The organism is Flavobacterium amnicola (assembly GCF_004122165.1).
Lineage (GTDB): Bacteria > Bacteroidota > Bacteroidia > Flavobacteriales > Flavobacteriaceae > Flavobacterium > Flavobacterium amnicola.
The window spans coordinates 113179-126480 of sequence record NZ_SBKO01000002.1; the positions used below are offsets into that span (position 1 = coordinate 113179).

Annotated in this window: 14 protein-coding genes; 9 read left to right on the plus strand and 5 right to left on the minus strand. The window is 33.6% G+C overall.

Going from position 1 to position 13302, the window contains the following annotated elements:
- Nucleotides 1-7: 7 nt before the first annotated feature.
- A complete protein-coding gene (gene hisG / locus EQG63_RS06030) occupies nucleotides 8-865 on the minus strand; it encodes an ATP phosphoribosyltransferase (protein WP_129435458.1) in 858 nt (285 codons plus the stop codon).
- 14 nt (nucleotides 866-879) lie between these two features.
- Between hisG and EQG63_RS12235 the strand changes: the two genes are divergently transcribed.
- Nucleotides 880-1029: a hypothetical protein gene (locus EQG63_RS12235; protein WP_164974469.1), complete on the plus strand. Its 150-nt coding sequence runs from the start codon at nucleotides 880-882 to the stop codon at nucleotides 1027-1029.
- A gap of 62 nt (nucleotides 1030-1091) precedes the next feature.
- On the opposite strand, the gene EQG63_RS06035 is transcribed toward EQG63_RS12235, so the two are convergent.
- Nucleotides 1092-1802, minus strand: a complete 711-nt coding sequence (locus EQG63_RS06035; protein WP_129435459.1) for a VIT1/CCC1 transporter family protein — start codon at nucleotides 1800-1802, stop codon at nucleotides 1092-1094.
- Nucleotides 1803-1804: 2 nt separating this feature from the next.
- Nucleotides 1805-2299, minus strand: coding sequence for a hypothetical protein (locus tag EQG63_RS06040; protein WP_129435460.1), 495 nt, complete (start codon nucleotides 2297-2299; stop codon nucleotides 1805-1807).
- A gap of 124 nt (nucleotides 2300-2423) precedes the next feature.
- On the opposite strand from EQG63_RS06040, the gene EQG63_RS06045 reads away from it, so the two are divergent.
- Complete coding sequence (locus EQG63_RS06045) at nucleotides 2424-4520, plus strand: LTA synthase family protein (protein ID WP_129435461.1); 2097 nt, start codon at nucleotides 2424-2426, stop codon at nucleotides 4518-4520.
- Here the strand turns inward: EQG63_RS06045 and EQG63_RS06050 are convergent.
- On the minus strand, nucleotides 4515-6572 hold the full coding sequence (locus EQG63_RS06050; RefSeq protein ID WP_129435462.1) for a VWA domain-containing protein: 2058 nt from the start codon (nucleotides 6570-6572) through the stop codon (nucleotides 4515-4517). The genes EQG63_RS06045 and EQG63_RS06050 overlap by 6 nt on opposite strands.
- Nucleotides 6573-6643: 71 nt before the next feature.
- The gene (gene fabG / locus EQG63_RS06055; protein WP_129435463.1) at nucleotides 6644-7390 is read right to left on the minus strand and encodes a 3-oxoacyl-[acyl-carrier-protein] reductase; all 747 of its coding nucleotides are present in this window, start codon (nucleotides 7388-7390) and stop codon (nucleotides 6644-6646) included.
- A gap of 133 nt (nucleotides 7391-7523) precedes the next feature.
- On the opposite strand from fabG, the gene EQG63_RS06060 reads away from it, so the two are divergent.
- From EQG63_RS06060 to EQG63_RS06090, 7 genes are all read left to right on the plus strand, one after another.
- The gene (locus EQG63_RS06060; RefSeq protein WP_129435464.1) at nucleotides 7524-8069 is read left to right on the plus strand and encodes an RNA polymerase sigma factor; all 546 of its coding nucleotides are present in this window, start codon (nucleotides 7524-7526) and stop codon (nucleotides 8067-8069) included.
- Nucleotides 8070-8092: 23 nt separating this feature from the next.
- Nucleotides 8093-8362 (plus strand): hypothetical protein, encoded by a 270-nt coding sequence (locus tag EQG63_RS06065; RefSeq protein ID WP_129435465.1) that lies wholly within the window; start codon nucleotides 8093-8095, stop codon nucleotides 8360-8362.
- A 2-nt stretch (nucleotides 8363-8364) separates the two neighbouring features.
- Nucleotides 8365-8835 (plus strand): hypothetical protein, encoded by a 471-nt coding sequence (locus EQG63_RS06070; RefSeq protein ID WP_129435466.1) that lies wholly within the window; start codon nucleotides 8365-8367, stop codon nucleotides 8833-8835.
- Entirely contained in the window at nucleotides 8825-9511 is a 687-nt protein-coding gene (locus EQG63_RS06075) for an MbnP family protein (RefSeq protein ID WP_129435467.1), read from the plus strand. The genes EQG63_RS06070 and EQG63_RS06075 overlap by 11 nt, the downstream gene beginning before the upstream one ends.
- Nucleotides 9508-10530 carry a cytochrome-c peroxidase gene (locus EQG63_RS06080; protein WP_129435468.1) on the plus strand — a complete coding sequence of 341 codons (1023 nt, stop codon included), beginning with the start codon at nucleotides 9508-9510 and terminating at the stop codon, nucleotides 10528-10530. The genes EQG63_RS06075 and EQG63_RS06080 overlap by 4 nt, the downstream gene beginning before the upstream one ends.
- A gap of 66 nt (nucleotides 10531-10596) precedes the next feature.
- The gene (locus EQG63_RS06085) at nucleotides 10597-11949 is read left to right on the plus strand and encodes a YHYH protein (protein ID WP_129435469.1); all 1353 of its coding nucleotides are present in this window, start codon (nucleotides 10597-10599) and stop codon (nucleotides 11947-11949) included.
- Nucleotides 11950-12044: 95 nt separating this feature from the next.
- Nucleotides 12045-13244 carry a cytochrome-c peroxidase gene (locus EQG63_RS06090; RefSeq protein WP_129435470.1) on the plus strand — a complete coding sequence of 400 codons (1200 nt, stop codon included), beginning with the start codon at nucleotides 12045-12047 and terminating at the stop codon, nucleotides 13242-13244.
- Nucleotides 13245-13302 lie beyond the last annotated feature (58 nt).

Sequence of the window (13302 nt, forward strand, 5' to 3'; positions counted from 1 at the left end):
ATTGGATTTAAATAACCATTTTTTCGATGGGACAAACTAAAATATCTTCGGCTCCAGCAAGCTTTAATTGATCAATTACTTCCCAAAATTGTTCTTCATCAATAACAGATTGTACACTACACCAACCCACTTGATCTAATGGCACAATGGTGGGGCTTTTTAAAACCGGTAGTATTTGACTGACTTCTTTGATTTTTTCGTTAGGAACATTCATCAAAATATATTTGGCCTTTCTGGCGCGAAGTACAGCTTGAATTCGGAACTTCAATTTGTCTAATAATTCCTTTTTATCTTCAGTGATTTTGGGAGAAACCGCCAATACTGCCTCACTTTTCATTATGGTTGCCACTTCTTTTAAATTATTTTTAAAGAGCGTACTTCCCGTAGAAACGATATCAACAATGGCATCGGCAAGTCCAATGTTTGGTGCAATTTCTACCGAACCTGAAATTTGGTGTAAATCGACTTTAATATTTTGGCCTTTAAAAAATTGTAACGTAGTATTCGGATAAGAAGTGGCGATACGCATCTTTTTTAAATCGGAAATAGACTTGAAATCAAAGGTTTTTGGTACCGCTACAGAAACACGGCATTTAGAAAAACCGAGTTTTTCAATAATTTTGATGTTCCCTCCTTTTTCCACTAAAATATTGTCTCCCACTATGGCGATGTCTACCACTCCGTCAATAAGATATTGTGGAATATCTGAATTTCGAAGAAATAATACTTCTAATGGAAAATTAGAGGCGGAAGCTTTAAGTTGGTCATTTCCGTTGTCGACAGAAATTCCGCAATCTTTTAAAATTTTTAGACTGTCTTCGTTGAGACGACCTGATTTTTGAATGGCAATTTTTAAAATACTCATGTGATTTAAAATTTATGAGTATACCAGCGAAGTTTTATGCAATAAAAAACCCGTTTGATATACTCAAACGGGTTAATAGTTATATGATTTTACAAAATATCATCACTACCTCGCTCGAGCGTGGGAAAAATGATGATGATGATGTAATTGATTTAAAAACATAATTTCTTTTTGTTGAGACAAAGGTATTGTATTTATTTTCGAATAAACAAATTTATTTTAAACTTTAAGAAATGTTTACCCCAAATAGATGTCCTACTAACGCGGTTAAACCCATGGCAATTGTACCCCAAAAAGTTATTCTAAATACAGCTTTTAAAATACCTGAACCTCCTGCTTTTGCAGCTATTGCACCCAATACTGCGAGAAAAAGAATAGCCAATCCATAGAGCGAATATTCCATGTGTTTTATAGGGGAAAATAAAGTGACTAAAAAAGGTAAAACACCTCCAAAAATAAAAGCAGCTCCTGAGGCAAAAGCCGCTTGTAGTGGATTGGCTTGCGATATTTCATTGATGCCGAGTTCATCTCTTACATGTGCGCCTAAAGCATCAAAAGCGGTTAATTCTTTGGCTACTTGTAACGCCGTTTCTTTTTTTAATCCCCGTTTTTCATAAATCTGAGCTAAAATTTGAAGTTCCAATTCTGGCATTTCTTCCAATTCTTGTTTTTCTCTTTCGATATCCGATTTTTCTACATCTGTTTGAGAACTTACAGACACATATTCACCTGCCGCCATAGATAAGGCCCCGGCAACCAAACCAGCTAAAGTGGCCAATACAATAGCTTCACGAGTATCGCTGGCCGCCGCAACTCCAATGGCAATACTGGAAATAGAAAGAATCCCGTCGTTTGCCCCTAATACCGCTGCTCGAAGCCAATTGCTACGGTGAATGTAATGGGAATCTAAATAGTTTTCAAAATTAGTATCACTCATGATTAGTCTTCTTTTTCAAATTCTTTTGATGAAGCCTCAGGAATAGAAATTGTGTCCCCTTTTCGAATTTCAGTATGGCGAATTTCACCTCCTGAAGTACCAACCGGTCCGGATAAAATAATTGCAACTACAGCGATAATAAGTACTAAAAACGAAAACAAAAGTGCTTTCTTATGCTTTTTATAATCGACATAAAGACCTAAAGCAGAGGCACAACCTAAGGCGTACATAATTTTCATAAATCCTTCGGCTGTTTCTTCGTGTTCTTCTATTAAATCGTGTGAAAAACCATTAATATTTTCCACAAAATGTTCGGCTTTATCTCCTGTCATCATGGTGATTTTACCCATAATCATGCAAAAGATGAATATGATGTAAGCGGTGTTAATCAATAAAGCATTTCGCTTCAAAATTCCAAATACTAGGATGGCTATTCCGAAAAATAATCCGATAATTGGAAAATGATTGACAAGCATGTGGTAGTGTGCATCGTTCATGGTACTTATTTTGTTGGTTAGTTTTGTTCGATAAATGTAGTAAAGGTAAAAAAAATGTAATGTGATAAAAATCACTTACAAGTTATTAAAAAACAATTACTTTAGCTTAAAATATTTTGCCCCAATGAAATACTTTCATGCTACATCGCCATTTTATAATTTATTAAAACTGTATTTGATTTTAAGTATCGTTTTAAGAGTTGTTTTAATGTTTCACCCTATTACTTCTGCAAGTTTTAGTGGTATTGAAATTGCCAAAATTTTTGTAACTGGATTTCTGTCGGACATTTCTGTGTTTGTATTAGCAAGTGCTTTTTTATGGTTGTATTTGATTTTTTTATCCAATTCAAAGTATGATAAGCCATGGGGGTATATAATTTTCGGAATTTTACTATCCTTATTTATTTATGTCACTTTTTTTAATACACTTTTAAATGAATATGGTGGTTCTTTACCTGAAATAGGGATTGGATTAATTGGATTGAAAACGGTATTATTCGGACTCCTTTTGTTTTTACCGAAATATCGTAACAAGATTCGTTTGGCGTTGTTTTCTTTTGTTATTTTTATTTTTGTTTTAGTAATTGTTCAAAATGCGCTTAGTGAGTTCTTTTTTTGGAATGAATTTGGTGTTCGTTATAACTTTATTGCTGTCGATTATTTGGTCTATACTAATGAAGTAATTAAAAACATTCTAGAATCTTATCCCGTTATTCCACTATTTATAGGTATAGGATTAATTACTACTTTCATAACTTTTATAATTGTAAATAGATCAAAAGATTTTTTAAACAATCTTCCTTCTTTTGAGGATAAACTCAAAATCTCAGGGATATATGCGCTTATGTTTGCCTTGGCCTTGTTCTTGATTCCAACTTTAGCCAAACAAGAAACTTCCAACAATGTTTTTGCTAATGAATTACAAGCCAACGGATTGTATCGCTTTTATTTGGCGTTTATGAATAGTGAATTGGATTATGACAAATTCTATAAAACATTACCTGAAAAAGAAGCCTATGCATTGCTAAAGGTTCAAATACCAGAGATTAACGGAAATTCAACCACCCGTCATATCAATCCAACTCAACCTGAAATACGTAAAAATGTAGTTTTAATTACAATCGAAAGTTTTAGTGCCGAGTTTATGAAGTGCTATGGAAACAAATATGAAATCACGCCGTTTTTAGATAGTTTGGCATTAAAAAGTCATCAGTTTACAAATCTGTATGCAGTTGGAAATCGAACCATTCGTGGACTTGAAGCCGTTACACTATGCTTACCTCCTTCTCCTGGTGAAAGTATTGTTAAGCGAAAAGACAATAAGAACAAATTCTCTACCGGTAGTATTTTCAAAGAAAAAGGTTATCAAGTAAAATTTTTATATGGTGGCGATGCGTACTTTGATAATATGGAAGATTTTTTTGGAGGAAATGGTTATGATATAGTGGATAAAAAAACCTTAAAACCTGAAGAAATTACTTTTTCAAATGTTTGGGGAGTTTGCGATGAAGACATGGCCAAAAAAGCAATTAAAACCATGAATGAAGAAGCCAAAGTTGGTAAACCCTTTTTCAATCATTGGATGACGGTAAGTAATCATAGACCTTTCACTTACCCAGAAGGTAAAATTGCGATTTCGCCAAAATATAAAATGAGAGAAGGTGGTGTGCTTTATACGGATTATGCTTTGAAGCAGTTTTTTAAAATGGCACAAAAACAATCGTGGTATGAAAATACCGTTTTTGTAATATTAGCTGATCATTGTGCTTCTAGTGCCGGTAAAACAGAATTACCATTAGATAAATACCATATTCCAGCTATGATTTTTGAGCCAGGAAAAGCGCCTGAAATCACTTCAAAATTAATGTCGCAAATAGATATCATGCCAACCCTATTCGGTAAATTAAACTTTAAATACGATAGTAAATTTTACGGGCAAAATGTGCTGCAAAATGATTTTGAAGAACGAGCTTTAATTGCCACTTATCAAGATTTAGGACTTATAGAACAAAATAAACTGACTATAATTTCACCGAAGCAAAAGGCTAAACAATTTGATTTAATTAAGCATACTGCCGAAAATCTTAATCCAAATTTTGCCATAGAATATGAGGAAAGGCCAGTAAAAAAACTAAATGAAATGTTGGTTAAAGAAACGGTTGCTTTTTATCAAACCTCTTCTTCTCAATTGAAAAGAAAAATATATCAAAAGAAATCATAGCAATCCGTTGTACTTTCTGACGAACCATTCTATTGTAAATAAAACAGCCAAGAAAATCAATCCCCAAATCCAATCGATAAGTGGTGATTTAGACACTACTTCTTTTTGAATGGGTTTGTACGCGTCGTTTTGCTTTAAAAAATCAACTAATTGTTGCGCTTCCGATGGAAAATAAGCTTTTCCTTGTGTGTTTTCGGCTAACTGTTTTAATCGACTCCAATCGGCATTGACGAATTGTTTTTCGGCATCAAAATCCAATACTTGAAATACTCCCGAATACTGTGAATTAGATGTTTTTTCTTTAACAGTAAAGCTATACTGTCCTGCTTCTAAATCCTGAAAGGCAACTTGATAGTCATTGCTACCTTTCAAGAAATCATAGACTTTGAAGGTGTTCGTGTTTTTATTTTTTAGCTGAATCGTTAATTGCGCATTTTCATCAAATTCATAATTCTTATTAAAGTATTCCGCTGAAATACTAATCGTTTCACCCGAATTATAAAAATTTTCGTGGTTGACAATTAAATTTTTCTTTTTAGCATTGGATGCCAAATACTGAATGATTTTGTCTAAAAAAACATCAAACTTCTCAAAGGATTTGTCTTTAAGATAGCTTTCCATGCGCCATTTCCAGATGTTTTCTCCAAATAGATAGGCATTTCGACTAATTCCTTTTTCGGTAAAAGTCAGTAACGGATTTTCTGTTGTAATGCTTCTAATTCTCGCTTGTAACAAATGATTGGCATTTCCTTTTTGTATGATACTCCCAAATGGATTTTCAAGCGGTGGAAATTGTTCAAAACCTAAATTATCAATAGAAAAAGAATTGAATTGGGCATTAAAATTTGCAGAATAATCTTCCTTTTGACTCGACATTTTAAATTCAAAATCATCTTGTGATAGATTCAAAAGATTGAAATCGGTATTCAAACCCGTAATGACAAAAGTATTTAATTTAGCATTTCTATTTTGCTCTAGTAGGGATTTAAAACTTGCATTTGGTTGATAAAAAATCAATACATTATAATTTTGTAATGATTTGATTTCATTTGGTTTAAGTGTTGTTATCTTACGCTGTACATTAGATTCGATACTGCGTTTTAAAGCACCTAAATCGGGATGAAGTATTGAAGAAACCAAAGCAATTTCAGTACGTTGATCAATCACTTCGACCGCAAAATTCTTGACATTATTGTATTTGTTTTTTTCATTTTCTGCAGAAGAAATGACCGCTCTGTATTGGTACACTCCTACTCTTTCCGCTGGTAACAAAACAGAGATACTTTGAGATCTTTTTTGTGTGGAAAAGGAAATGTTTTGTTTCACTAAAGTAGTATTTCCGCTTTGAATACTTAAAGTTGCATTCACGGGCTTATTTCCGCTATAATTCAAAAATACTTCCACCGGAAATTTATTCTTTAGAAAAGCATATTTGTTAGCGTTAAGCTGAGAAATTTTCAGATCCAAATGTTCTATCGTATCTCCTACAACTATTGGGAATACGCTAGCATTTTGCTGTATATTATAGACATAGTCGTTCCCTTGCGTTTGATTTCCATCGGTCACCAAAACAATGGGGTGTTTTTGACTACGATACAATTGCTTTATATTCTCAAAAACCTTGTAAATATTCGATTGATTGCCTTTAAAATCTAATTCTTTATCCGAATAAAAATCCTGGTCAAAACTAAATTGTTTTACGGCATACTTTTCTTGTAAATCTTTATTCTGAGCAATAAGTTCTGCTAATTCTTTTGCTTTTTTGTCTTGGTTTAAAAACGAAATTGATTCTGAATTATCAACGACAATCGGCAAAGGCGTTTTTTGTGTTTCGTATGTTTTTCTTGAAATTATAGGATTAATTAGTAATACCAAAATCAGAAAAATAGCGGCAAAACGCAAAAAAGCCAAAAACAAATGCAATTTAGATTTGTAATTGGCTTTGCTTCGCCAGTTCGCGCCTTGCGCTCGGGTATATAAATATTGATAAAATGCAATTCCAGCAGCTACTATTAAAGCTAATAATAAAAGTAAAATTGTGTTTATCGACATATTTTTTTAAGTGATAATTGATTAGTTAAAAGTGAAAAGTCTTATAACTTATCCCTTTTAACTAATAACTTTTAAGTTAACATACCTCCGTCCACATTCAATACTTGACCTGTAACATAAGCACTCAAGTCTGATGCTAGGAAAACACAAGCATTGGCAATATCTTCTGGAGAACCTCCTCTACGTAAAGGAATAGAATCTCTCCAACCTTGCACTACATCTTCATTTAATTTAGCCGTCATTTCAGTTTCAATAAAACCAGGTGCAATAGCGTTACAACGAATGTTACGTGAACCTAATTCTAACGCGATAGATTTAGTAAAACCAATCATACCCGCTTTAGAAGCTGCGTAATTCGCTTGACCAGCGTTACCCTTCACTCCTACTACACTACTCATGTTAATAATAGATCCGGCACGATTTTTCAATAAAGTCTTCTGAACTGCTTTTGTCATATTAAACACGGACTTCAAATTGATTTCAATAACAGCATCGAAATCTTCTTCCGACATGCGCATTAGTAAATTATCCTTAGTAACTCCAGCGTTGTTTATTAAAATATCAATAGTTCCAAATTCAGCTAATACGTCATCTACTAATTTTTGAGCCTCGTTAAAATCGGCTGCATTCGATTTGTATCCTTTTGCTTTAACTCCTAAAGCCGTTAATTCATTTTCTAAAGCCATTGCACTTTCGACAGATGAACTATATGTAAAAGCAACATTAGCACCATTTTTAGCAAAAACTTCGGCAATTCCTTTACCAATACCTCTACTTGCACCAGTTATAATTGCTACTTTTCCTTCTAATAATTTCATATTAAATCTATTTCTTTTAATTAATTTTTGGTGAAACAAATATAGAAATACTTTGCATTTTATGAACAAAAGAAAATATTTTAAATTTCGATTAAACTTTTATAATTTTATGTAGTCTAACTTTGTTTTATCGATGCATAAAATAAACACAGATTTTACTTCTCTATACAATCAATATTCTAGATTAGTCTATAATGTTGCACTTAATTATCTCCAAAATACGGAAGATGCAGAAGAAGTGACGCAAGATGTTTTTGTAAAGCTGTATAAAGCATTGCCTCAATTTAAAGCAGAATCTTCTCTAAAAACTTGGATCTATCGAATTACAATAAACTCTTGTCATGATTTTATAAAACAGAAAAACAGTAAAAAATATTTCTTTGTTTTCGGTACTAAAAGTAATAATACGGTCGAGATTGAAAATTCTACTAATTTTGAGCATCCCGGTATTTTATTAGAAAATAAAGAACATTCAGAAATTTTATTTAGTGTTATAAATCAATTGGCTGAAAATCAAAAAACAGCTTTTATACTATCCAAATTGGATGGGTTAAGCAATCCAGAAATTTCCGAAATTATGCAAGTCAGTATTTCATCTGTCGAATCACTTATTTTCAGAGCGAAAAGCAACCTGAAAGAAAAATTAGCATTAAAATTTAAAGAATACCGCAAGAATTAATAAAATAAATCGTCTAAACAATTATGGAACAAGATCAATGGATAGAAATGGTTTTAAACAGTAGCAACGGAATTCAGAAAGTGACTCCGGATGAACAGTTGTTTTCAAAAATCATGAATACTATTAATGAAAAACCGGAAGTACGCATTAGAACAATGTGGTTTGCTGCTGCTTCAATCCTTTTGTTTTTTACTCTCAACATCTTACTAATTAACTATAGTACCTCGAAGCAAGAACGTCAATTTTCAGCTTTGACACAAGAATTGGACAAGGATAATCAGCTATATCAATAAATATGAATAAGTCTAAGTTTTTATACCTTTTAGTAGTCATCATGTTGGTGATCAATGTTGGCATTATTAGTTACCTTTTTTTTACTGATGGCATTCCGTTATTAAATAAAGGAAAAGAAATGCCTAGAGAAATTGTGATTAAAAAGTTAGTTTTTGATGATCAGCAAATCAAAGCCTATGACTTACTTATAAAAGGGCATCAACAGAAAATACGCTTTTTGAACGATGCCATTCGCGCAAAAAAGAATGAACTCTATTCGCATTTAAAGGATAATGCTACCCCAATAAGCGAAAACGATCGTTTGGTAAAACAAATAGCCAATTATCAAAGTCAAATAGAAATTACGCATTACAATCATTTTTTGGATATCAAAAAAATATGTCGTCCAGAACAATTGGAAAACTATAACGAATTAACCACCGAATTAGCCAAGATATTTTCTCATCCAAGAAGACCAAAGCATGCTAAGTAAATTATTCCTACCGTTTATTTTACTTTTAAGTTTTTGGCAGGCAGTAGCTCAAAACCAAAGCGATTCACTGGCTCTGACTTTAAAAATAGAATGGAAAGGAAATCCCTTAGCATTAAGCAAAACTTATATTTCATCAAATAATGACACCCTGCAACTGCATCAATTAAAATTTTATGTAGGTAACATTCAAATTGATTTTAATGACAAAAGTAATTTTCAACAAAAAGTCTACCACTTGATTGACTTGGAAAATTTAAACTCGATGCGGATTCCAATATGTAAAAATGAAAAAAAAAATATTTCTCAAATAAGCTTTTCTATTGGTGTGGATAGTTTACAATCTGTTTCAGGAGCATTAGCTGGTGATTTAGATCCTGCAAAAGGAATGTATTGGGCTTGGCAAAGTGGTTATATTAATATGAAAATAGAAGGAACGAGTTCGAGTTGCGCTACGCGAAATAATGCTTTTCATTTTCACATTGGAGGGTACTTACCGCCAAATAATGCTTCACGTAAAATAGTTTTAACCCCAAAATCGAATTCTCTTGAAGTGATTGTGGATGTGGCTACTTTGTTTGATAACATATTGCTTTCCGAAAATAATTCGATAATGATACCTGGAAAAAAAGCCATGGAGATAGCCAATAAATGCACAAAAATATTTGCTTCCAAATGAAAAAAAGCATCCAATATGCAGTGCTTGGGATCGTTTTCCTGATTGTGATAGCTTTCGCTAAAATAGAATGCACACCTTTATATTTTAACATCCCCAAAAGTTGGCCCAAACCTCATTATAATTTCAAAACCAATCCGTTAACCGAAGAAGGTTTTCAACTGGGTCGACAATTATTTTATGATCCTATATTGTCTAAAGACAGTACGATTTCTTGTTCTAGTTGCCATATGCAAGCCACTGGTTTTACACATGTTGATCATGATTTGAGTCACGGAATTGAAGGCAAAATTGGTACTCGGAATTCACTGACCTTACAAAATTTAGCGTGGAGTAAACATTTTATGTGGGACGGTGGGATTAATCATTTAGACATACAAGCCATAGCGCCTATAACAAGTGAAGTTGAAATGAATGAAAGCCTTGAAAACGTAGTAGTAAAACTTCAAAACTCCAAAAAATATCCATTACTATTTGAAAAAGCATTCGGAACCAAAAAAATAACGGGTCAATTTACCTTGAAAGCCCTTTCACAATTTGTTGTTTCATTAACCACTACCAATGCAAAGTATGATAAAGTGATGCAGATAAAAGCTTCTTTCTCCGAAATGGAAAAAAAGGGATATTCGCTTTTTAAAAAGAATTGTGCTACATGTCACCAAGAACCTTTGTTTACTTCTGATTCTTTTGAAAACAATGGGTTGCCAAAGGATAGTTTTTTAAACGATTTGGGGCGAATGAAAATTTCTCAAAATCCAAAGGATTCCTTACAATTTAAAGTGCCAACCCTCCGAAATATTGAATTTACATTTCCTTACATGCATGACGGTCGTTTTAAAACACTTTCTGAAGTATTGAAACACTACAATTCTGGAATTCAACAAAGCAAAAGTCTTTCCAAAGAATTAAGCAAACCTCTGCACCTCTCCGATAATGAAAGAACCGAAATAATTGCCTTTTTGAAAACCCTTACAGATAAAGAATTTTTATTCAATCCTAGATTTTCTTACCCAAAAGAATAAAAAATCACTTTCGACCGCAAGAATATATTTTTCTTGTCGTCTAACTATAAAACCAAATGTACCATTATGAAAAAAATCCTACTTTGCTTGCTCTTCATCAGTAGTATAGCAAAATCACAAACCAATCCTGCGATTACTAAATGGTTACAAAATACAACTGTAACTGGTACATATTATGTCTCAGGGAATTCTACTCCTATTTCAAATGGTATTTTAGTAAATTGCCAACAAGTACGCTATTCAGCCACTTGGTCGTATGTAAATACAGCCGGCATACCAGCCTATTCCGTTGGACCTTACTTAGACGGTAATCCCAATCAGGCCGGAAATCAAAATGCAATTTTTAAATTTCCACTTGTTCCAACTCAAAATACTGGTACAAAAACGCCAACTGCAGGAGGTAATATAGGGGTGTTTATTAATGGAGTGGCCATGTATGATTTTAGAGATGGTGTTGCGTGGAATACAACTACTAATGCTTTGTGTGGAGGTCCGGGTAACCCGACTTGTACTGGAACTCCTGCTTGGTACAGAGATGCTGTTTTGTATGAAAGACCCGGATTTGATTGTTCTAAAGGACATCCTGGTGGAACCAATTATCATCACCACCAAAATCCAAGTGCATTTGATTTAGACCTAAATGTGCTTTCCAATATTTGTAATTTGTATGATGCAGATGGCTTGTATGCCATTAATACTAGCCAACATTCGCCACTTATAGGTTTTGCATACGATGGTTTTCCTGTCTATGGGGCTTATGGTTATGCCAATGCTAACGGAACCGGTGGAATCGCTAGAATTAAATCGGGGTATCAATTACGAAATATTACTGTAAGAACCCACCATGCAAATGGAACCGATGTAAGCGATGGACCTCCTGTAAATGCCACCTATCCTTTGGGTTATTTCAGAGAAGATTATGAATGGGTTGCTCATGCTGGTGACGAAAGTTATTTGGACGAACACAATGGAAGATTTTGTGTTACACCCGAATATCCAGCTGGTATTTATTGCTATTTCGCAACAGTTAATGCCAATCATAACTCCTCATATCCTTATTTAGTGGGGCCAACCTACTATGGAAACAAAACAGCAGCTAAAGTGACTACTGTAAGCGAGACTACCACTACTTACAATCCTTCTCTTGCTACAACAGAAAATAATTTAAAAGAGGAATCACTAATCATATTTCCTAATCCATCGTCTGATCTAATTGCTATCCAAATGGGAGGATTAGTAGGGCGTAATTTAAAAATTGATCTGTTTGATGTTACGGGGAGATTGGTCAAATCAACATCCATGAATGCGGGTCAAACCATAACTTATTTTGATGTACAGGATGTGTACAGCGGCACATATATTATTAAAATTTTTGATGGAAATAACAGTCTTTCAAGAACTGTTGTAATACAAAAATAAATTAATAATTGTTTTTTGATTGAAATGGTTTAGTTCCTAAAGAATTAAACCATTTAAAAAGTTTAAAGTCTAATGTAAAACAAAATCAACCACCTATGAAAAAACTGTTTGTCCCTTTTTTTATGCTACTTGGAATATCTATTACAATTTCTTCTTGTAGTGATTCTGATGATGCACAATATGTACCAATTACTCCGAATGCAAGTTATCCAGAAGTAGAAGCTGCTTTTGGGTCAAAACTGGACTTGAACAATCTTTCCAATTATGCTAATCAATATATACCGCCCTATATTAGAAAGCGTAATGGCAATGCGAACCCAGTAACTGACAAAGGTGCTACTTTGGGTAGAGTTCTTTTTTATGATAAAAACCTATCCTCCAACAATACTATTTCATGCTCGAGTTGTCATCAACAAGCCAATGCATTTAGTGATACTAATATTGCCAGTACGGGTGTAAATGGTATGACGGGCAGACATTCGATGCGATTAATTAATGCTCGATTTGCAGTAGAATCAAAATTCTTTTGGGATGAAAGAGCTGGTTCGTTAGAGATACAAACTACAATGCCTATTAAAGACCACGGAGAAATGGGATTTAGTGGTGCTAATGGTGATTTATCTTTTAATGATTTAATTACAAAACTTCAAGGAATTGGCTATTATAAAGAATTGTTTAAATTTGTCTATGGTACTGAAGTAATCACCGAAAACAGAATACAATTGGCATTAGCACAATTTGTAAGAAGTATTCAATCTTTTGATTCGAAATATGATTCCGGTAGAATTTTTGTTCCGAATGATGGACAACCCTTTCCTAATTTTACCGCTCAAGAAAATAATGGAAAAAACTTATTCCTTGCTCCTCCTGTATTTGATGCTACAGGAAATAGAACTGGTGGAGGTTTAGGTTGTGCTGGTTGTCATGCCGCTCCTGAATTCGACATCGATCCTAATTCAAGAAATAATGGAATTATAGGTACCATTGCAGGTTCAGGTATTGATATTACCGTTACGCGAGCTCCTTCGCTACGTGATTTGGTCAAACGTGATGGTACTTTAAACGGTGGATTCATGCATACGGCCAATATTAATTCCTTACAAGCTGCCATCGGACATTATGGAACAATTAATCTTGCTCCTGGAAATACAAATCTGGATCCAAGATTACGTCCAAATGGGTTCGGACAGCAATTACATCTTACAGCAACAGAAGTAAATGCAACCATTGCTTTTTTACGAACTTTGTCTGGAACAAATGTTTACACCGACTCAAAATGGTCTTCCCCTTTTTAAATTAATTTTCAGCTTTACCGTTATTCATAAATGCCTCAATTTGAGGCATTTATTTATT